The following is a 19,756-nucleotide window of genomic DNA, read 5'->3' as shown; positions in this document are numbered from 1 at the left end:
TGGCCGCGTCACTTGCTGCGGACCTGTGAGAAGTGACCGATCAGCTTGGCGACGATGTTGAGAATCGCGATCAGCAGGATCAAAGTCAGGGCGGCACCCCAGATGCGGTTGGTGCCGGCGTCGGTCGGGTTGTTCATCTCGGCGACCATAAGCGAAGGCAGCGTGCCCATTTCGCCGTTGAACAGGTCGAAGTTGATGAACGGTGCATAGCCGACGAGGATCAGCAGCGGCGCGGTCTCACCGAGTACGCGGGCCAGGGCCAGCATCACGCCCGTGATGATGCCGGGAAGTGCCGTCGGCAGAACGATTTTCGAGATGGTCTTCCACTTGGGAACACCGAGTGCGTACGACGCCTCACGCAGGTCCATGGGGACGATGCGAAGCATTTCCTCCGTGGATCGGATGACGACCGGGACCATCAGCAGCACCAGCGCGAGCGAGACGGCAAATGCCGACTTGGGGAATCCGAACGTCGCGATCCACAGTGCGTAGATGAACAGCGCGGCCACGATGGACGGAACACCGCTGAGGATGTCGACCATGAAGGTCGTGAGCTTGCCGAGCTTGGACTTACGGTCCGCGTACTCCACCAGGTAGATGGCAACAAAGATTCCGAGCGGGATCGAGAAGACCGCGCACACAACGCCTTGCATCAAGGTGCCGACCAGTGCGTGATAGACACCGCCACCGGACGCCGACGCTGTCAGGCCGCTCATCGAGTTCGTGAACCAGGTCGCAGACGTCAACGCGGGCAGGCCCTTTGCGATCACCGTGTAGAGCACCCAGACCAACGGAATGAGGGCAACCAGAACGGCGAGGCTGACCAGGATCGTCGCAGTGACGTCCGTGGCCCGACGCTTTGCTCCGACGCCTTGGAAGGTGGGCGCCTTGACCGGGCGGTCCAGAGTGGTGCTCATGGGTCAGTCCTTCTTTCCGGCGATCACGGCGCGGGCAGCAGCGTTGACCACGAAGGTCAGGACGAACAGCACCAGACCGGCTGCGATGTACGCACCCGCTTGGATGTCGTTGTTGAACTCCGCGTAACCGAGGGCAATCTTGGAGGCGATGGTCGATCCGCCGTCGAACAGAGACCAGCCGAATGCCTGCGAGGTGGTGCGCAGGATCAGGTACAGGGCCATGGTCTCACCGAGTGCGCGGCCGAGACCGAGCATCGATCCGCTGATGTAGCCGGACTTACCGAACGGAATGACGGTGGTGCGCACAACTTCCCAACGGGTCGCACCGAGCGCGAGTGCGGCTTCGATCTGCGAGCGCGGGGTCTGGATGAACACCTCGCGGGTCACCGCGGTGATGACGGGAAGAATCATGACGGCCAGCACGATGCCGGCGGTGAAGATGGTGCCGCCGCCGGTGATGGAACCGCTGCCGTCGGCGAAGAGGGGGAACCAGCCGAGAGTGTCGTTGAGCCACACGGCAACCGGAGTGATCGCCGGAGCGAACACGAGCAGGCCCCAGAGTCCGTAGACGATGGACGGGACTGCCGCGAGCAGGTCGATCGTGTAGGACAGCGGACGCGTGAGCCACTTAGGCGAGTACGACGTCAGGAAGATCGCGATACCGAGCGCGATCGGCATCGCCAGCACCAGAGCGAACAGCGACACCAGGACCGTGACCTGGAAGAGGTCGAGAACACCGAACGCCATCGCGTTGATGTCCTGCGTGACCCATTCACGGCTGGTCAGGAAGTTGACCTGGTTGCGGCTCAACGCAGGGACGGCGCGCCAGATCAGGAAGGCACCGATCGCCGCGATGACAACGGTGATGAAGATGGCCGAACCCGAAGCCAGCGAACTGAAGATGCGGTCACCCGGTCGGGTCACGGTCTTGCTGCTACCGCCGGCCGGACCGTCGTCCTTCGGTGGCTGCTCGACTTCTGAAGCCTTGATGGAAGTAATCGTGTCCTCCGTGATGCCGTTCGGACCGCCCACCCCGGCTCCGCTGGTTGCGGAGCCGGAGGAACGAGATGCTGATGTGATGGGCGCGTCGCTCATGTGCGCTCACATTCCTTCACGTTTGAATGTAGATCCATGGGCTTGTCCGTACGAGTCCGCGGTCGAATCAGCCGATGGCTGAGATCGACGCGTTCAGACGGTCCTGCACGTTTGCCGGCAGCGGGACGTAACCCTGCTCGGCAAGGTTGGCCTGTCCCTCGTTCGCGGCACTCGTCAGGAACGACTTCACAGCGGCAGACGTATCGGCGTCGTAGCCCTTGGAGCAGACGATGGAGTACGTCGCGAGAACCAGCGGGTAGGCGCCGGCTTCGTTGGTCTTGAAGATCGACGCGAGGTCGAGCGTCAGGTCGCCGGTTGCGTCCGACTTGAACTTCGCGCCGGAGATCGACGCGGCAGCAGTGTCATTGGTCAGTGCAACAGCTTCGGTGCCCGTGTTGATCTCGGCCATCGACAGCTTGTTCTGATCGGCAAACGACTTCTCGACGTAGGTGATGGAGCCCGGTGCCGTCGAAACTGCCTGAGCGACTCCGGCCGAACCCTTGGCGCCCTCACCGACGCCACCGGTGAAGTCAGAACCGGCACCCGAGGTCCATGCACCGTTCGATGCTGCCTCGAGGTACTTCTGGAAGTTGTCCGTGGTTCCCGAGGAATCGGAGCGGATCACGGGCGTGACCTTCAGATCGGGAAGCTTCGCGTCCGGATTGAGGGCAGCGATGGCCGGATCGTTCCAGTTGGTGATGCCGCCGTTGAAGATCTTGGCAAGAACCTCGGCATTGAGCACGAGGTTGTCGACGCCGTCGAGGTTGAAGGCCACCGCGATCGGACCGAAAACGAGGGGAAGGTTCCAGGCTTCGCCGCCGACGCAACGCTCCTTGGCCTTGTCCGCCTGCTCGTCCTTGATCGCCGAGTCGGAGCCGGCGAAGTCGATCTGGCCGGCGATGAACTGGGTGCGGCCGTCACCCGAACCACTGGGGTTGTAAGCAACGTTGACCGTCTTGCCCTTTTCCTGGCAGACAGCGATGTACGTGGCGACGAACTGATCCATCGCGTTCTTCTGCGCCGATGAACCAGCCGCAGAGATCTTTTCCTTGCCTTCACATGTTGCAGTCGAAGCGGATGTGTCCACACCACTCGACGATGCGTTGTTGTCGCTGCCACATGCTGCCAAGGTCATAGCACCCACGGCCACTACGCCGAGCAGAGCACCACTGCGCTTGAAATTCACCTTCGGTCCTCCGGAAATAGCTACCGCCGGGCCCACGATCAGGCGGCGACATGAGATGCAGCGCATTACTGCATCAGGCAGCGCGGCGCTGCCCATAGAGAAAAGTAGGGGGGCGCGGTGTCCGGCTGGACCACACAAAGTGAACGGAGCATGAACAGACCGGAGATTTATTCGAGTCGTCCGAGAAAGTCAGGAATTTCGGGCATAGGCCATGTCGGTGTGGAACTTTTCGAAGCCCAGTTTCTCGTACGTGTTGAGGGCTGCCGTGTTGTCTCCCTCGACGTACAGGAGAACCGTATCGAGACCCCGCTCACGCAGGTAGTGCATGCCGGCGAGCGTCAGAACCCGACCGAGCCCGCGTCCCTGCGCCGCCGGATCGATACCGACGACGTACACCTCACCGAGCTCCGGTTCGTCGCCCTCGGGCGGATGAACCTTGGTCCAGTGAAACCCCAGAAGCGTGTTCGGATCGGTGTCCGCAAACGCCAGAAACAACCCGGCGGGATCGAACCACCCCTCGGCGGTTCGCTCGTCGATCTCCGCTTGCGTCCAGCCACCTTGCTCGGGATGCCACGAGAATGCGGCGTTGTTGACCCGCAAGATCTCGGAATCGTCTTCGCGGCCGCGGTACGTCCTCAGCGAAACACCTTCCGGAACAACAATTTCCGGAAGCTGCGGAGCACCGAGTGGTCTGCGCAACTGGAGGAGTTCACGAACACTGACCAGATCCAGACTCTTGGCGAACTCCACTGCCGCGTCGATGTTTCCGTGCGCCCAGACTCGCGTTCCCGGTCGGCCTTCGTCGAAAACCGAAGCGGCAAGGCCAGTTCCGATACCTTGCCGCCTGTGAGCAGGATCCACGACGAGTTCCGCCATGTCCGGGTGCTCGTCCGAACCGGCTTGCAGTTGGGCGTATCCGACGACGACACCGTCGTCGAGGATCACGAGGTGCCGAGCCTGACCACGGCCGGCAATCGCGTGCCGACCCTGCTCGGAAACCGGCGCCTTGCCGTCGAATTCCGTTGCACGGTCGACAAGTCCCGACACCTGCCGAGCCTGATCCGGCGTCAGCACATCGCTCCAACTCATGTCACAACACCGATCCGTCTGCAGCCTCGTAATCGACATCGTCGTCCTCGAATCGAATCGGCGCCGCAGCCCCGTTCTTGGAACGCGTCGGGCGAACCGCCTTGTATCCGACATTTCGGACTGTACCGATCAAGGATTCGTATTCGGTGCCGAGCTTGGCCCGCAACCGACGCACGTGAACATCCACGGTCCGGGTGCCACCGAAGAAGTCGTAACCCCACACCTCTTGCAACAACTGCGCACGAGTGAACACCCGTCCCGCATGCTGCGCGAGGTACTTGAGCAGTTCGAATTCCTTGTAAGTCAAATCAAGGGGCCGTCCACGCAGTCGTGCCGTGTACGTCCCCTCGTCGATAACCAATTCGCCCAGCGTGATCTTTCCTGACGCTTCGGGACTGGCAACGCCGCCACTGCGGGCGAGCAACAACCGCAATCGGGCGTCCACCTCAGCGGGTCCCGTACCGGGCAGGAGAATGTCGTCCAACCCCCAGTCCGCGTTGACGGCAACAAGCCCGCCCTCGGTCAGGACAGCCACGACCGGCACGGCAGATCCCGTACTTCCCAGCAATCGACACAACCCTCGTGCGGCAGCCAGATCGGTGCGTGCGTCGACCAACGCGATGTCGGCCGAACTTGCCTCGAGCAGCGACGAAACCTCAGTGGGAGCAGGCCTAACCGAGTGCGCCAGCAGCGCCAACGCCGGAAGAACTGCATCCGGGTTGGGGTCGGAGGTGAGGAGAAGCAGCTCCACACGGCCTCCTATCTAGTAGCCCGCGCACCCCGGACAGGGCGACGCTCTGGTAGTTCGACCCTTTTGGTCGGTCCCTACATTAGCGTGCGCGCCGTTGGGACCGTCGCACCGAACCTACGACGGAGTCCGTCACAATGGTGCTGTGCGCAAACTGATCATCGGCATCGTCTTCCTCCTCGGCCTCGGACTGGTCGCCGATTTCGGTGCCGCCGCGTACGCGGAATACCGAGTTTCCCGCGAGCTACGAGCCGGCGCATCACTCGATGCAGACCCCGAAGTCACGTTCAACGGCTTCCCGTTCCTCACGCAAGCGCTGGGCGGCAAGTACGAAGACGTCTACATCCGGGCAACCGGAGTCCAGAGCAACATCGTCGGCGAAGTCACCGTCGAAGCGGATCTGCGGGGCGTCACCGTCCCGTTCTCGGACCTGGTCAACGGCAGGGTGACCGAACTTCCCGTCGACAAGCTCGACGGCAGAATGGGCATCAACGCCACGGACCTCGGCAAGCTCCTCGATATACCTGACCTGCAGGTTTCCTCTCCTCCTGCCGACAAGTCCGACGGTACGGGCGGCAGCGGCGGTACCGGGGCTAGCACCGCGGGCGCGATCGTTCTGAGCGGAACCGTCCCCGTCGGCCCCATCGACACCGCGGTCAGTGTTCAGGCCAACCTCGTGCTCGAGGGAGATCAGGTCAAGATCGTGGCAAGCAATCTCTACTTCGGCCCCGAAGGCGAAGCGAACTTCTCGATCCCGGCGGTTCTCGAGCCGATCGTCCTCGGCATGTTCAGCTACACCATCGATCCACAGTCACTTCCCTTCAATCTGAAGCCGAGCCTCGTCTACGCGGAAGGCGGTCGCATAGTGATCGAAGGCAGCACGGAAAACACAGTCATCAACCTCGCAGATCTGCAGAACCAATGACCGGTATCACAGTTCTACTCATCGCCCTCGTCGCCGTTGTCGCGGTCGGACTGCTCCTCAAATCACGCAGCGGAGCCGTTCGAGCCAGCCGCTCGGGTACCTCCGAAGCCGTCGGCAGCCGCATCGAACTCCTCGCCGCAGCAGGTATAGCGCCCGGCTCCGGACCAGTCGTCCTGCATTTCTCCGCAGACTGGTGTGGTCCGTGCAGCGCCGTCCGCCGCGTCGTCGATCAGGTGGTGACCACAATGGCAAACGCCCCTCATCCACCCGTCGACGTTGAACTCGACATCGACAAGAATCCGGCGCTTGCGCGTGAGATGAGCGTCCTGTCGTTGCCGACCACCTTTATCCTCGACCGCGACCTGGTGGAACGATTCCGAGTGTCCGGGGTGCCGTCCACCGCGGACCTCACAAGCGCGCTCGCACCCTTCTCAACACCCGGTACCCCAAATTCGCCGTCTGCAGGGTAAACTCCCAACCGTGCAAACCCGCCACGAGCTCATGCTCACCCGACGCCGCGCAGTAGACCTGTGCCGCCTCGGTGGTTGTTGCTGTTCTTGTTGCTGATCACCCAGCGCTCAGCCTTCGCTGAGATTCGAGCCTTTCGCTCACGTGATCACTCTCGCCGATAACGGGCCTTCCAGCCCACATATCTCCGAGCCTGAAGTCTGAAATTCTCGGCCCAGGCAGGCACCATGCAACCAACGCAGGAGCACACCCGATGTCCACCACCACTTCGCAATCCGAGCAGGTCGACGTGCGCGGTCCGCGGTTCGCCGCGTGGATCACCACCGCGATACTTGTTCTGACACTGATCCTTTCAGCATTCTCTCTGCCCGCCGCCACCGCGCTGTTGGCACTGCAGGCAATAGTCTTCGCGATCGGCGCCGTCACCGGACCCAAGCGCAGCCCGTACGGACTGATCTTCGGCAAACTCGTCGCCCCTCGCATCTCACCCGTGCGCGAACGTGAACCTGTTGCGCCATTGCGCTTCGCACAGTTCGTCGGCTTTGTCTTCGCACTCGCCGGGACCGTCGGATTCCTTGCCGGATCCACCGTCGTCGGCACAGTCGCCACAGGATTTGCCCTGTTCGCTGCTCTTCTGAACGCAGCCTTCGGCATCTGCCTCGGCTGCCAGATCTACCCACTCGTAACGCGATTCCGCACAATCGGAAGAGCAACCACCGCGTGAAAGCGCATCACCGGTGACCCCACCGGACACATACCCCCGCAAGACCATATCGAGCACGACCACATCGAAAGGAACACCATGGCTCGCTCCGACGTCCTAGTCTCCGCCGACTGGGCGCAGCAGAACCTCAACGCCCCCAAGACCGTTTTTGTCGAGGTGGACGAGGACACCAGTGCATACGACGGCGGCCACATCGAAGGTGCAGTCCGGCTCGACTGGCGCAAGGACCTCCAGGACAGCGTCCGCCGTGACTTCCTGAACCAGGAGCAGTTCTCAGACCTCCTCTCGGCCAAGGGAATCGCCAACGACGACACCGTCGTCCTCTACGGTGGCAACAACAACTGGTTCGCCGCTTACGCCTACTGGTACTTCAAGCTGTACGGCCACAAGGACATCAAGCTCATCGACGGCGGCCGCAAGAAGTGGGAACTCGACGGACGCGAGCTGTCCAAGGACGAAGTAACCCGTCCCGCAACGCAGTACAAGGCCGAGGCACCCGACTTCTCGATCCGCGCATTCCGCGACGAGGTCATCTCCTCCATCGGCTCCGTCAACCTCGTCGACGTCCGTAGCCCCGACGAGTTCTCCGGCAAGATCCTCGCACCCGCGCACCTTCCGCAGGAGCAGGCTCAGCAGCGTGGCCATGTCCCCACAGCGATCAACATCCCGTGGAGCACCACCGCCAACGAAGACGGCACCTTCAAATCCGACGACGACCTTGCAAAGCTCTACGCGGACAAGGGCTTCGACGACACCAAGAACACCATTGCCTACTGCCGCATCGGTGAGCGTTCGAGCCACACCTGGTTCGTACTGCAGGAAATCCTCGGCAAGAGCAACGTCAAGAACTACGACGGCAGCTGGGTCGAATACGGCTCACTCGTCGGCGCACCGATCGAATTGGGAGCATAGAACATGTGCGGAGCACCTACTCAGGGTCAGACCCTGCCTGCCGGCGTCGACGTCGAGAAGGAAACCGTCATCACCGGCCGTGTCCTCGCGGCTGACGGCCAGCCCATCGGCGGCGCATTCGTGCGCTTGCTCGACGGCTCCGACGAATTCACCGCCGAGGTCGTCGCGTCCGCTACCGGCGACTTCCGTTTCTTCGCCGCCCCCGGATCCTGGACTGTGCGCGCACTCTCCAGCTCCGGCAACGGCACAAGCGCCGTGAACCCCGAAACATCGGGCGTCCACAACGTGGATGTCACGGTCAGCAAGTAAGTTCCGGACTCACCGGCAAAGGTCCCGCATCCCAGGAGGATGCGGGACCTTTTCTTGTCGTTTGATTTGTCACAGCCTCCCGATTTTTCCGGCAGGTCGAGGCCGTCTAAGATAGGCACGTGGTCATCTTCTTCGAGGTACTTCTCGCACTCGCATCCGTCATGATCGCTTGGTTCTCCGTGTACGTCGTTTACCGTTTGGTCACCGACGAATCGTGAGTCAAGCTCCGGGATCAGGGTCTGACGCGACAGCTGACGATTCCACCGCTTCAGGTGCCATCAGGCGCGGAAGCGGGGATGAGGCAGTCGCAATAGCTGTCGAACGTTCCAAGTCGACAGCTTCACTCAACATTCCCACTCTCCCGGATCTCCCGGTCCCCGAGGACACCGCAAATCTGCGACTCGGCCCGGACATCAATCCCGCCCTTCTCGCCCTGCTGCCGCTTGTCGGCGTCTGGCGCGGCGAAGGCGAGGGCCATGATCCGGAAACGGGCGACTACCCCTTCGGACAACAAATCGTCATCTCCCACGACGGTGGCCCCTACCTGTGCTGGGAATCCCGATCCTGGGTTCTCGACGCCGAGGGCAACTACACCAAGCCAGACACGCGCGAAAGCGGCTACTGGCGCATGGGCGGCGACGGCATCCCCGGCAGCGTGAACGAGGAAGTAGTCGAACTACTCCTCACCCACAGCTCAGGCGTCGTCGAAATGTACTACGGAACCGCGCTCACCCAGTCCTCGTGGGAGCTCGCGACCGACGTCGTGATCCGCAGCCAGTCCGGTGCACTGTACGGCGGCGCAAAGCGCCTTTACGGCATCGTCGAAGGTGGCGACCTCGCATACGTCGAGGAGCGAATCCTCGCGGACGGCGCGCTCGAACCGCGCTACTCGGCGCGGCTCACCCGCTACATCGGCTAACTGCTGCCCACCGCACGAAGCGACCCCCGAGCCATACCCACGCTTTCGCGTGGGTCCCGGTCGGACTGATCGGGGGCTCGGGGGTCGGGTGGCTGCCCGGGATTCGCCGGCCGCTCCTGCGGTAAGTGAATTCCGTCAGCGATTGCGGCTAGCTGGCAGCCACCTCACGCGTCCGTCTGTACTTCAATTTCAGACCACCTCCTTCCTTGTGTACAGGAGAAAGTACGCCCACTTCACCGCGACGGCAATCTATTTTCCGCCGAAATATTTCCGACGCATATCACCTGGTCAGCTCCAGTGTGTTCCGGAAGTTGATGGGTGACGACCACGACGGTCCGATGCGGAGCCAGCAGAGTGCCGTCTCGTCCGAGCAGTTCACGCAGCACCTCCGCGCCGGCTTCGGCATCCATGTGTTCGGTTGGTTCGTCGAGCAGCAGGATTTGCGCGGGTGAGACGACTGCCCGGGCCAGCAGCAAACGCCGACGCTCGCCGCCTGAGACTGCTCGCATGCCGCCGACGAGAACGGTGTCGAGTCCGTCGGGCAGGTGAGCGAGCCACTCCCCCAGGCCGACGTCACCGAGTACTGTCGCCGCGGCGGTAGGCGTGAGATCGCCGCGCGCTACTCGCAGATTTTCGAGCACGGAGGTCTCGAAGAGATGTGCGTCTTCTGCGAAGAACCCGATGTGTCGGCGAAGCTCTGCTGGTTCGATCTCTGAAATCGGAACGCCGCCAGCGGAAATTGTCCCCGATACCGGTGGGAGGAGCCCCGCCATCGTCATCAGGGCCGTTGTCTTTCCTGATCCGCTTTGGCCGATCAACGCGATCCGCGCGCCGGGACGCACCTCGAACGTGAGTGGCGCGGTGACGTTGCCTCCAGGCCACCCAGCGCAGAGTCCGTCGACTGTCAGGACATCCGACTCGGGCCACGCGTTGTCGCCCTCTGCGATCTCCTCGTCTGCGCGGTCGAGTACCGCCATGATTCGCGCCGACGCCAACCGGGCTTTGGTCAATGCCACTGCAGCAGTGGGCAGAGCCGCAGTTCCCTCGAACGCCGAGAGCGGGAGCAATACCAGGATGCCCAGTGCCATCGGTGTCATGTCGGTATTCCCGTAGAGCACGATGCCGATGAGCAGCGACGCCAGGACGCTGACTCCCACTGCGAGAGGTGTTGCGGCAGCGGCAAATGCGCTCGGCACCGCAGCGCGGTCGGTAGCATCGACTACGTCGCCTTCGGCCGACACCGCGTCGGACACGGCAGCGTCCAAACGTCCCGCCACTCGAAGCTCGGCAGAATGATCGAGCGCGGTGACCGCTGACGCACTGAATCGCACAGCAGCAGAAGAGCTGTCGGATTCAGCAATTCGAGCAGCGCGGGCCGATAGCCAGGGAGCCAGGATTCCGGAGACCGCGAGCGCGATCGCCAAGACCATTGCCGCCGGCACGGAGATGAACATCAAGATGCCCACGGCGGAAACGGCAAGAACAGCCGATACAGCTATGGGGACAAGTGCTTTCACCACCACATCACCAACTGCATCGACGTCGGCTCCGGTACGCGCAAGCAAGTCGCCACGGCGCAGGCCGGCGGCCGCAGCCGGGTTACCCGCTGCAAGACGCGCGTATATCTGGGCCCGCGCGGACGTTGTCCCGCGCAGCGCAACATCGTGCGTCGTGAGACGCTCCAAGTAGCGGAATACACCCCGGGATATACCCAGAGCACGCACGGCGACAACAGCAACGCTGAGATCCAATACCGGCGGCATTTCCCAGGCCCTGGTGATCAACCAGGCCGACAGCGCCGCCAACGCCAGAGCACTGCCGAGCGTCGCCACTCCGGCCGCGACAGCGATGAGTACGCGTCGTGGTTGCAGTTCGAAGAGACCCAGTGCGCGCAGCAACGGATCGCGGTGGTCAGTTCTCATGTGCGTGCACCTCGATGATCTGATCTGCGACGGCAAGCACGCTGGGGCGATGTCCGATGACTATGACGGTGTCGCCGCCCTTCGCTCGCGCTCGCAATGCATCCAGGACCGTAGTTTCCGAATCCGCATCCAGGTGGGCGGTGGGTTCGTCCAGCACAAGGACGGGCCGATCGGACGACAGCACACGTGTCAGTGCCAGCCGCTGCCGCTGCCCGAGCGAGAGACCGACACCCCCGGCGCCCACCACGGTATCGAGACCTGACGACAGTTCGGCAAGAACTCCGTCGAACCCTGTGGCCGCAGAAGAATTGTGCAGCGCATCGGAGTCGATGGGTCCGGTGAGATGGAGGTTTTCCCGAATGGTTCCCGGCAACATGACCGGATGTTGCGGCAGCCAAGCGATCTGCGCCCACCACGTATTCTCGTCGAGTTGTCGAACGTCGGTTCCGCCGACGCTCACAAAACCACCGCTGGGTTCGATCAACCCGAGCAGGGCCTGCGCCGCGCTCGACTTGCCGGAACCATTTGCTCCGGTGAGCACGGTGATCGCACCGGGTCGCATCACTCCCGAAAGCTCGTACGGCGCAACACCACCACGCGAATTCACGCTCAGCGTGTCGAAAACGATGTCCGTGCCGCGCGCATCAACCACGACTGCGCCGCCGACGGGTGCAGAGGTGTCCGCTTCGATGACACTGAAAGCTTTGTCCGCAGCCGCCATTCCGTCCTCGGCCGCGTGAAATTGCATTCCCACCATCCGCAACGGCAGATACACCTCCGGGGCAAGAATCAACGCAACGACGCCTGGCTCCAGCGACATGTCCCCGTACACGAGCCGCAAGCCGATACTGACTGCAACCAACGCAACACTCAGCGTTGCAAGGAATTCCAACACCATCGACGAAAGGAAGGCGACTCGCAGCGCGGACATCGTGGTGCGGCGATGCGAATCGCCCAGTTCCCGAACCCGCTCGGCCGGACCGTCTTGGCGACCCAGCGCTCGCAACGTGGGTAAACCCGAGAGGAGATCGAGCAATTGCGACGACAACGTTGTCATCGCAGCCAGGGTCTTCTCGGACTTACCCTTTGTCAGCAATCCGATCAGGATCATGAAGATCGGAATCAAAGGCAACGTGATCAAGATGATCACTGCCGACGTCATATCTTGCAGGGCAATAACTATCAGCGTGATCGGGGTCAGAGTCACCGACAGGATCAACGACGGCAGATAACCCGTCAGATACGGAGCCAGACCGTCGACACCACGGGTGAGAACCGTAGCGATTTCATCTCGACGTGGGTCGAGATCGCGGGGACTCATCGCCGTCGCCGACGTGAGCACACCATCCTTGATCTCGGCCACCACACGGGTCGACGCGCGGTGAGCAAACCGCGCTTGCAGCCAGGTTCCCAGTATCCGAATCCCGACAGCGCCTGCGAGGACAGCGAGTTCGGTTGTCCACGAAGAAATATCGACGGTTCGGGTGGTGATGACTCCGGCCAGCACCCGGCCGATCATGAGCGCCGAGACTATGACCATCACGACGTTGATCATCGACAGGGCGACTGTCAGAATCAGATATCCACGCGCAGAGGCTGAATGCCGCCACAGGCGCGGATCGATCGGTCCGCGGCGACGCTCCCGAGTGGTGGGAACGTCGCCTACCTCGATTGTCACTTGAATTCGACCGTCACTTCTTTCGAGGCACTGATGCCTGATTTACCACGTCTTGGCTTTGAACTTCAGCCCGATCGACGGTGGAATCTGCTTGGTGGAGATGCGTTGACGGAATACCCAGTACGTCCAGCCCTGGTAGATGATCACGATCGGCGTCATGAACGCCGCGGCCCATGTCATCACCTTGAGCGTGTACGGACTCGACGACGCGTTCTCGATGGTCAAGCTGTACGCCGGATCCAGCGTCGACGGCATGACATTCGGGAACAGGGAGCCGAACAGCAGCACGACGGTCGCGATGACGGCCACCGTGGTGAGCACGAACGCCCACCCTTCCATTTCAGCGCGGGTCAGGAAGATAACGCCGATCAATGCTGCTGCCGCAGCGGCAACCAGAATCCACGTCCATCCCTTGCCGTATGCAAGCTGGGTCCACAGTACAAATGCGCCGGCCACCGGAACCGCCGGAATCGCGAGTCGGGCAGCAATTTTCACCGCATCTTCGCGAACCTCGTCGGCGCTCTTGAGTGCCAGGAACACTGCGCCGTGCAGCGCGAACACCAGAGCAGTGGTCAGGCCGCCGAGCAATGCGTACGGGTTGAGCAGATCGAAGAATCCTGAAACGACCTGCTTGTCGGCATTGATCTCCACGCCCCGAACGATGTTCGCGAATGCCACGCCCCACAGAACTGCGGGAACCCAGGAGCCGAAAATAATGCCCCAGTCGCAACGCTGACGCCATTTGTCGTCGTCGATCTTGCTTCGCCATTCGATGGCAACGATGCGAACGATCAAGGCCACCAGGATGATCAGCAGCGGTAGGTAGAAGCCGGAGAACAACGTCGCGTACCACTCGGGGAACGCGGCGAACAGCGCACCACCGGCCGTGATGAGCCACACTTCGTTGCCGTCCCAGACCGGGCCGATGGTGTTGAGCGCAACGCGTCTACGCGTATCTGCCGGTAGGCCACTGCCTCTGCCGACAATCGGCATGAGCATTCCTACACCGAAATCGAAGCCTTCGAGGACGAAGTAGCCGACGAACAGTACTGCGACGAGCACGAACCATACTTCTTGAAGTCCCATGATCGCCTCCTAGTACGCGAACGACAGTTGTTTGGGCTTGTCCGGATCTTCCGGCTCTTCGTGGTCGATATCTCCCGGCGGATGCATGTCGTGCTCCAACGGGCCTTCCTTCGCGTATCGCACGATCAGCTTGAACCAGACGACACCCAAAGCGCCGTACAGGAGGGTGAAGGTGATCAACGAGACCCAGACCGTTGCCGACGCGTGGTCCGAAACACCTTGGTCGACAGTGAGTCTGATCATGTCCACGCCGGTCGGGTTGGGATGCACCACCCAGGGCTGGCGGCCCATCTCGGTGAAGATCCAGCCCGCACTGTTGGCGAGGAACGGCATGGGAATCGCGACGAGGCTCAGGATTCCGAACCACTTCTGGTCCGGTACCCGACCCCGGCGGGTTACCCACAGACCGGCAAGTGCCAAGGCTGCGGAACCGGCGGCGAGGCCGATCATCGCGCGGAATGACCAGTACGTGACAAAGAGATTCGGACGGTAGTTGCCGGGGCCGAAGTCCTGCTCGGCCTGCTCCTGCAGCTGGTTGACGCCTTGAAGCTCGACACCGGTGAACTTGCCCTCGGCCAGCCACGGAAGAACGAACGGCACCTTGATTACGTGAGTCACGCTATCGCAGTTGTTGTGAGTTCCGATGGTCAAGAGTGAGAAATCCGGATCCATCTCGGTCTCACACAGCGACTCTGCCGACGCCATCTTCATGGGTTGTTGTTGGAACATGAGCTTGCCTTGGACGTCGCCGGTGTAGATGACGCCGATGCCGGCAATGATGATCACCAGCAACGCGAATCGGGCACCGGGACGGTACATCGTCCTGGCATCGGTTTCGAGCTTTGTCGCCTCCGCTGGGCCGACGGTCTTGGTGCGGCGCATGTTTCGCACCATCCACCAACCACAGATGCCGGCGACAAAGGTTCCCGCAGTCAGGAAGGCACCTGCTACTGCGTGCGGGAATGCGGCAAGCGCGGTGTTGTTGGTCAACAACTCCCAGATGCTGGTGAGCTCAGCACGACCCGTCTCCGGGTTGTACACCGCTCCGACAGGGTGCTGCATGAACGAGTTGGCTGCGATGATGAAGAACGCCGACGCGTTGACGCCGATCGCTACGAGCCAAATACATGCCAGGTGAACAAGTTTGGGTAGCCTGCCCCAACCGAAAATCCACAGCCCGATGAATACGGACTCCATGAAGAAGGCCACAAGACCTTCGAGAGCCAGCGGTGCACCGAAGACGTCGCCGACAAATCGTGAGTACTCACTCCAGTTCATACCGAACTGGAATTCCTGCACGATGCCGGTAGCTACGCCGATGGCAAAGTTGATGAGGAACAGCTTGCCGAAGAACTTGGTGAGTCGGTACCAATGATCTTTTTTGGTCACGACCCACATGGTTTGCATGATCGCGATCATCGGAGCCAATCCGATGGTCAGCGGAACAAAGATGAAGTGGTAGACGGTAGTTATACCGAACTGCCACCTGGAGACGTCCAAAGTATCCATTGGCTACTCCGAGAGTAGGGCCCTGGGACAGGCTTCGGGGTTCGAGACGCGGGCGTTCGCTCGGCCCCTGCGGACACGGTACTGCTGTCCGGTTTGGACCGCAGGACTTTGCTACTACTCAAGGTAGTAGAGACCGTCGAGGATTCCTATTCGCCCATTTCGGCCCCGCTCTCTAGTCGACGGCCCGTTCGACCAACTTCGTGAATTCGGCAGCGACTTTAGGCTCTGGTAAAGCAAAGCCGTCCAGTGTAGTGACGCGCGCCGCCAGCGTGACGCTCGAAACCATCCACACACCGTCCGCTGCGATCAAGTCCGCAGGTCGCAGGGTTTCGTAACGACTGTCGAAGCCAGCTCCCTTGGCGACGTCGAACAGAGCACGCTGTGTTGTGCCCATCAAAATGCCCTGAGCGGGCGGCGGTGTGATCAAAGTCCTGTCCCGCACGACCACCACCGTCGAACGCGGCCCTTCCAACACATTGCCCTCCGAACTGACGAAGATCACATCATCGGCCCCCAAAGTGCCGGCGTAGCGCAGTGCAGCCATGTTGGTTGCGTAGGACAACGTCTTCGCTCCCAGCAACTGCCACGGCGCGCGTGCCGACAAATCCACCGAGAATCCGCGTTCGAGCGTGATCACCGACAAACCCGCTTCTCGCACCTGCCGCACCCGATCCGCCACCGGTCCGACCATCACGAAAGCCGTCGGCTTGTCCCCACTCTCGCGCCCGCGCGTCAGGACGAGACGCAACGCGCCTTCCTTCTCGCTGCCCCACTCCTCGACGGCCATCTCGATCGCCAGACGCCAGTCGTCCAGTATCGGGGCAGGCAAACCCAATGCCTCGGCGCTGAGAACCAGTCGGCTCAGGTGAGCTTCGACTACCCGCGCTCGGCCACCCCGAACCAACAACGTCTCGAATACCCCGTCGCCCCGCACGACAGCCAAGTCGTCAGCATGGAGAAAGGGTGCGTCAGCATCGAGCACCTCATGGTCGAGAGTTACCAATACGCGATCAGCCATACCCTCAACACTAGCGACGGAAAACACCGCTCACGCCCCGCACTCGACCAACGCGCGGACCACACTCCTAGACTGGTGACGTGGTCGACAACGCTCTTGTGCCCAACAGCCCACTCATGACTGCCCCCGGTGCGGTCGCAGCCCCGGACGGATCGGTCGACATCGGTGTCGCGTGGCATCACGGCGATCCACTCGGTGAGCAACGGACTGCGCAGCGCGACGCGATCGTCGTCGATCGCAGCCACCGATTTGTCATCGCCATTCCCGGCGACGAGCGACTCACCTGGCTGCACACCATTTCGAGCCAGCACGTTGCCGCGCTCCCCGACGGGAAGAGCGCCGAGAATCTCAGCCTCGACATCAACGGCCGCGTCGAGCACCACTTTGTCCAGACGGACCTCGGCGGCGTCACCTGGATCGACACCGAGGCCGATCGAGGCCCCGCACTCCTCGCCTTCCTGAAGAAGATGGTGTTCTGGTCCAAGGCCGAACCCCGCGACGGCAACGAACTTGCCGTTCTCAGCCTTCTCGGGCCGAAAGCCGCCTCGGTCCTCGACGCTGTCGGCACGAGTGCGCCCGTCGACGTGTACGACGCGCATGCCCTGCCAGGCGGCGGCTTCGTCCGTCGGATGCCGTGGCCGACCGAAGACTCCTTCGATCTCCTCGTACCCCGCGAGCACTTGGCAGCCTGGTGGACCAAGCTCACCGACGCCGGCGCCACACCCGCCGGAACCTGGGCCTTCGAGGCCCTTCGTGTGGAAGCCGTCCGCCCCCGAATCGGGCTCGACACCGACGAGAAGACCATCCCGCACGAGGTTCGGTGGATCGGCGGCCCAGACGAACACGGCGCGGTCCACCTCGAGAAGGGCTGCTACCGCGGTCAGGAAACCGTCGCGCGCGTGCACAACCTCGGCAAGCCGCCGCGTCACCTCGTTCTCCTGCACCTCGACGGAAGCGCCGAAGCCCTCCCCGAACCGGGCGACCCCGTCACAGCCGGTGGCCGCGCAGTGGGCCGCGTCGGAACCGTCGTCAATCATCACGAGCTCGGGCCTATCGCGCTTGCACTGGTCAAGCGCAACGTCCCCGCTGGGACCGAATTAGTTGCCGGTCCCAGCGCCGCGTCGATCGATCCGGACTCGATAGTCGACGACAACGCACCTCAGGCCGGACGTGAAGCCGTCAACCGATTGCGCGGGAAGTGACCGGCATCGTGGACGCCGTGTGCGTCGTACATGCCGAACGCGACAGCGGCGTCAAACGCGTGACTCGAACCGCAATCGACAAACGATCCGTCGACGGCCGGGTCCCCTTGGGCCGACTCGGCCTCGGCGGCGACTATGTCTGCGACACCGAATTCCACGGCGGCGCGTATCAAGCCGTCTACGCGTACGACCATGCCGAAGCGCAGCGTTGGTCGACGGAGTTGGGCCGACCTCTCCATCCCGGTTGGTTCGGTGAGAACCTTCGCCTCAGCGGTATCGCCGTGACCGACGCCGTCATCGGCGAACGTTGGCACATCACCGGAGCGGACTCGTCCGATGTGGTGGAACTCGAAGTCACCGGGCCCCGCGTGCCGTGTGGCACCTTCGGACTCTGGTCGGGCGAGAAGGGCTGGGTCAAGCGGTTCACCCAGCGAGCCGATGTCGGCGCGTATCTGCGAGTGAACCGAACGGGCACACTCGCAGCCGGCGATACGGTCACGCGAGTGCACGTCCCCGATCACGGCGTCACGGTTCGACAAGTATTCACAGGCGCAGATCCCGAACATCTGCGGCAACTGTTGAACGGTCACCACGATCTTGCGCCGAACGTCCTCGAGCGGATCAGCACATTCGTCGAACGAGCGGAAACACAGGTGCATTCGTGAGCATTGAACTGGTCGAAGTTGTCCGCTCCGGATTCCGCGAGTGTGTACACCGCGGATCGGCCGTCATCCTCGACGCCAACGGCGACCTGGTTGTGGGGGTTGGCGAAATCCACACACCCATCTATCCCCGCTCGGCAAACAAGCCGCTGCAGGCCGTCGCAGCGCTCCGCAACGGCTTCGAACCAAGCAGCCCGGAAGAACTGGCCGTCGCGGCGTCGTCGCATGCCGGTGAGGCCGACCACATCGAACTCGTCGAGGGCCTACTCGATCGTTACGACCTCCGCGTAGATCAATTGCAGTGCCCTGCAGATCTGCCAGGCAACGAGCTTGCCCGCGCCGAGCTGATTGCCGCAGGCCAGCTCCCCAGCCCGATCTACATGACCTGCTCGGGCAAGCACTCCGCGATGCTCGCCACGTGCGTGGTGAACGACTGGCCGCTCGAGACGTACATGGAACCGACACATCCCCTGCAACTCGCCATCGCGGAGACGATCTTCGATCTCAGCGGCGAGGAGGAGCAGGAGTTGGGAATCGACGGCTGCGGCCTGCCGATCGTGCCACTCTCGCTCTCGAATCTGGCTCGAGCTTTCGGTCGACTGCCGTCGGCGACGCCTGATTCCCCGGAACGCGCTGTCGCCGACGCCGTGCGAGCCAACCCGTTCCTCGTCTCCGGAACCGGGCGCAACGATCAGCGTCTGATGTCCGCGGTGCGCGGCCTGTTCACCAAGACCGGATACGACGGTATCTACGCGGGAGCCCTCCCCGACGGTTCGGCGTTTGCTCTCAAGATCGACGACGGACACGAGCGGGCGCTGCTTCCGTTGGCCGCCGCACTACTCAAGCGGATGAATACCGAATGGACCGAAGAATTGGCCGCTCTGGCGTCGGCTCCGGTGTTCGGCGGGGATGCCCGCGTAGGCACGATTCGAGCGATTCCGGGGAACTTCTGAGTAGTTCCGGGAAAACTTTTGCGCAGTTCTAACAAAGTTCTGAGCAGTTCTGACAGCATCCTGGCAGCTCGCGGCCATAGTGAGAGCAAACAGACACGGCGACGAGGGCCACGTGGAAGCGGAAGCGACTTTTCCAGGCTAGAGTGTGTGTCAGGAAACTTACACACTCAAACGGGGCCGCCAAATTCCCCAGGCCGCCCCGCGAAAGCGCGAGGGGGTCAGCCATGGGCCGCGGCCGGGCTAAGGCAAAGCAGACCAAGGTTGCACGCGAATTGAAGTACAGCGTACCGACCACGGATTTCGATAGCCTGCAACGAGAGCTCGCAGGTGGATCGACCAACTCGCATCGGAGCAGTGTCCGATCGGACCAGACTTCCGATAGGGAAGGGCATTCGCGAGAGGACGACTACGACGACTGGCGGCGTTGACCGCGC

General features: G+C 62.3%; 21 protein-coding genes. 11 read left to right on the top strand and 10 right to left on the bottom strand.

Annotation, left to right across the window (positions count from 1 at the left end; translation table 11 throughout):
* Positions 1-8 precede the first annotated feature (8 nt).
* The 5 genes from pstA to CJ178_RS25735 all read right to left on the bottom strand — a co-directional run bounded on the left by pstA (position 9) and on the right by CJ178_RS25735 (position 5,038).
* Positions 9-917, bottom strand: coding sequence for a phosphate ABC transporter permease PstA (pstA, locus tag CJ178_RS25755; protein WP_033233968.1), 909 nt, complete (start codon positions 915-917; stop codon positions 9-11).
* 3 nt (positions 918-920) lie between these two features.
* The gene (pstC, locus tag CJ178_RS25750) at positions 921-2,012 is read right to left on the bottom strand and encodes a phosphate ABC transporter permease subunit PstC (RefSeq protein WP_033233967.1); all 1,092 of its coding nucleotides are present in this window, start codon (positions 2,010-2,012) and stop codon (positions 921-923) included.
* A gap of 67 nt (positions 2,013-2,079) precedes the next feature.
* A complete protein-coding gene (pstS, locus tag CJ178_RS25745; protein ID WP_033233966.1) occupies positions 2,080-3,198 on the bottom strand; it encodes a phosphate ABC transporter substrate-binding protein PstS in 1,119 nt (372 codons plus the stop codon).
* Between the two features lie 189 nt (positions 3,199-3,387).
* Positions 3,388-4,287, bottom strand: coding sequence for a mycothiol synthase (mshD, locus tag CJ178_RS25740; RefSeq protein ID WP_033233965.1), 900 nt, complete (start codon positions 4,285-4,287; stop codon positions 3,388-3,390).
* A gap of 1 nt (position 4,288) precedes the next feature.
* Positions 4,289-5,038 (bottom strand): winged helix-turn-helix transcriptional regulator, encoded by a 750-nt coding sequence (locus tag CJ178_RS25735; protein ID WP_033233964.1) that lies wholly within the window; start codon positions 5,036-5,038, stop codon positions 4,289-4,291.
* Positions 5,039-5,180: 142 nt separating this feature from the next.
* Here CJ178_RS25735 and CJ178_RS25730 point away from each other — a divergent pair, with 142 nt between their 5' ends.
* From CJ178_RS25730 to CJ178_RS25700, 7 genes are all read left to right on the top strand, one after another.
* Positions 5,181-5,960: an LmeA family phospholipid-binding protein gene (locus CJ178_RS25730; RefSeq protein WP_045068822.1), complete on the top strand. Its 780-nt coding sequence runs from the start codon at positions 5,181-5,183 to the stop codon at positions 5,958-5,960.
* On the top strand, positions 5,957-6,430 hold the full coding sequence (locus tag CJ178_RS25725) for a thioredoxin family protein (RefSeq protein WP_095888307.1): 474 nt from the start codon (positions 5,957-5,959) through the stop codon (positions 6,428-6,430). The genes CJ178_RS25730 and CJ178_RS25725 overlap by 4 nt, the downstream gene beginning before the upstream one ends.
* Positions 6,431-6,440: 10 nt before the next feature.
* Positions 6,441-6,527: a putative leader peptide gene (locus tag CJ178_RS33745; RefSeq protein ID WP_353805918.1), complete on the top strand. Its 87-nt coding sequence runs from the start codon at positions 6,441-6,443 to the stop codon at positions 6,525-6,527.
* A gap of 154 nt (positions 6,528-6,681) precedes the next feature.
* A complete protein-coding gene (locus tag CJ178_RS25720; RefSeq protein ID WP_033233961.1) occupies positions 6,682-7,152 on the top strand; it encodes a DUF4395 domain-containing protein in 471 nt (156 codons plus the stop codon).
* A 78-nt stretch (positions 7,153-7,230) separates the two neighbouring features.
* On the top strand, positions 7,231-8,064 hold the full coding sequence (locus CJ178_RS25715) for a sulfurtransferase (RefSeq protein ID WP_045068818.1): 834 nt from the start codon (positions 7,231-7,233) through the stop codon (positions 8,062-8,064).
* 3 nt (positions 8,065-8,067) lie between these two features.
* Positions 8,068-8,373, top strand: a complete 306-nt coding sequence (locus tag CJ178_RS25710) for a DUF1416 domain-containing protein (protein WP_033233959.1) — start codon at positions 8,068-8,070, stop codon at positions 8,371-8,373.
* A 277-nt stretch (positions 8,374-8,650) separates the two neighbouring features.
* Entirely contained in the window at positions 8,651-9,292 is a 642-nt protein-coding gene (locus CJ178_RS25700; RefSeq protein ID WP_172935982.1) for an FABP family protein, read from the top strand.
* Positions 9,293-9,525: 233 nt separating this feature from the next.
* On the opposite strand, the gene cydC is transcribed toward CJ178_RS25700, so the two are convergent.
* The 5 genes from cydC to CJ178_RS25675 form a co-directional block, all read right to left on the bottom strand.
* Positions 9,526-11,214 carry a thiol reductant ABC exporter subunit CydC gene (cydC, locus tag CJ178_RS25695; protein WP_095888306.1) on the bottom strand — a complete coding sequence of 563 codons (1,689 nt, stop codon included), beginning with the start codon at positions 11,212-11,214 and terminating at the stop codon, positions 9,526-9,528.
* Positions 11,204-12,892 (bottom strand): thiol reductant ABC exporter subunit CydD, encoded by a 1,689-nt coding sequence (cydD, locus tag CJ178_RS25690; protein WP_095888305.1) that lies wholly within the window; start codon positions 12,890-12,892, stop codon positions 11,204-11,206. Before cydD ends, cydC begins: the two co-directional genes overlap by 11 nt.
* 42 nt (positions 12,893-12,934) lie before the next feature.
* Positions 12,935-13,978: a cytochrome d ubiquinol oxidase subunit II gene (gene cydB / locus CJ178_RS25685; protein ID WP_033233956.1), complete on the bottom strand. Its 1,044-nt coding sequence runs from the start codon at positions 13,976-13,978 to the stop codon at positions 12,935-12,937.
* A 9-nt stretch (positions 13,979-13,987) separates the two neighbouring features.
* Positions 13,988-15,487 (bottom strand): cytochrome ubiquinol oxidase subunit I, encoded by a 1,500-nt coding sequence (locus tag CJ178_RS25680; protein ID WP_095888304.1) that lies wholly within the window; start codon positions 15,485-15,487, stop codon positions 13,988-13,990.
* 172 nt (positions 15,488-15,659) lie between these two features.
* Positions 15,660-16,505, bottom strand: coding sequence for an aminodeoxychorismate lyase (locus CJ178_RS25675; protein WP_045068801.1), 846 nt, complete (start codon positions 16,503-16,505; stop codon positions 15,660-15,662).
* A 116-nt stretch (positions 16,506-16,621) separates the two neighbouring features.
* On the opposite strand from CJ178_RS25675, the gene ygfZ reads away from it, so the two are divergent.
* From ygfZ to CJ178_RS25655, 4 genes are all read left to right on the top strand, one after another.
* Positions 16,622-17,707: a CAF17-like 4Fe-4S cluster assembly/insertion protein YgfZ gene (gene ygfZ, locus CJ178_RS25670; RefSeq protein WP_095888683.1), complete on the top strand. Its 1,086-nt coding sequence runs from the start codon at positions 16,622-16,624 to the stop codon at positions 17,705-17,707.
* Positions 17,704-18,372 carry an MOSC domain-containing protein gene (locus tag CJ178_RS25665; RefSeq protein ID WP_045068795.1) on the top strand — a complete coding sequence of 223 codons (669 nt, stop codon included), beginning with the start codon at positions 17,704-17,706 and terminating at the stop codon, positions 18,370-18,372. Before ygfZ ends, CJ178_RS25665 begins: the two co-directional genes overlap by 4 nt.
* Positions 18,369-19,322, top strand: coding sequence for an asparaginase (locus CJ178_RS25660; protein ID WP_092806411.1), 954 nt, complete (start codon positions 18,369-18,371; stop codon positions 19,320-19,322). Before CJ178_RS25665 ends, CJ178_RS25660 begins: the two co-directional genes overlap by 4 nt.
* Before the next feature lie 224 nt (positions 19,323-19,546).
* Positions 19,547-19,750, top strand: a complete 204-nt coding sequence (locus CJ178_RS25655) for a DUF3073 domain-containing protein (protein ID WP_033233950.1) — start codon at positions 19,547-19,549, stop codon at positions 19,748-19,750.
* Positions 19,751-19,756 lie beyond the last annotated feature (6 nt).

This window comes from Rhodococcus sp. ACPA4, assembly GCF_002300185.1.
Lineage (GTDB): Bacteria > Actinomycetota > Actinomycetes > Mycobacteriales > Mycobacteriaceae > Rhodococcus_F > Rhodococcus_F globerula.
The sequence above is the reverse complement of the archived record's forward strand: the minus strand, read 5'-3'. Positions and strand labels throughout refer to the sequence as shown.

What these genes read in the sequence shown, in the direction of transcription:
- pstA (WP_033233968.1), bottom strand. Translation starts at nt 917, where the DNA reads ATGAGCACCACTCTGGACCGCCCGGTCAAGGCGCCCACCTTCCAAGGC.
- pstC (WP_033233967.1), bottom strand. Translation starts at nt 2,012, where the DNA reads ATGAGCGACGCGCCCATCACATCAGCATCTCGTTCCTCCGGCTCCGCA.
- mshD (WP_033233965.1), bottom strand. Translation starts at nt 4,287, where the DNA reads ATGAGTTGGAGCGATGTGCTGACGCCGGATCAGGCTCGGCAGGTGTCG.
- CJ178_RS25725 (WP_095888307.1), top strand. Translation starts at nt 5,957, where the DNA reads ATGACCGGTATCACAGTTCTACTCATCGCCCTCGTCGCCGTTGTCGCG.
- CJ178_RS25720 (WP_033233961.1), top strand. Translation starts at nt 6,682, where the DNA reads ATGTCCACCACCACTTCGCAATCCGAGCAGGTCGACGTGCGCGGTCCG.
- CJ178_RS25715 (WP_045068818.1), top strand. Translation starts at nt 7,231, where the DNA reads ATGGCTCGCTCCGACGTCCTAGTCTCCGCCGACTGGGCGCAGCAGAAC.
- CJ178_RS25710 (WP_033233959.1), top strand. Translation starts at nt 8,068, where the DNA reads ATGTGCGGAGCACCTACTCAGGGTCAGACCCTGCCTGCCGGCGTCGAC.
- cydC (WP_095888306.1), bottom strand. Translation starts at nt 11,214, where the DNA reads ATGAGAACTGACCACCGCGATCCGTTGCTGCGCGCACTGGGTCTCTTC.
- cydB (WP_033233956.1), bottom strand. Translation starts at nt 13,978, where the DNA reads ATGGGACTTCAAGAAGTATGGTTCGTGCTCGTCGCAGTACTGTTCGTC.
- CJ178_RS25680 (WP_095888304.1), bottom strand. Translation starts at nt 15,487, where the DNA reads ATGGATACTTTGGACGTCTCCAGGTGGCAGTTCGGTATAACTACCGTC.
- CJ178_RS25675 (WP_045068801.1), bottom strand. Translation starts at nt 16,505, where the DNA reads ATGGCTGATCGCGTATTGGTAACTCTCGACCATGAGGTGCTCGATGCT.
- ygfZ (WP_095888683.1), top strand. Translation starts at nt 16,622, where the DNA reads ATGACTGCCCCCGGTGCGGTCGCAGCCCCGGACGGATCGGTCGACATC.
- CJ178_RS25655 (WP_033233950.1), top strand. Translation starts at nt 19,547, where the DNA reads ATGGGCCGCGGCCGGGCTAAGGCAAAGCAGACCAAGGTTGCACGCGAA.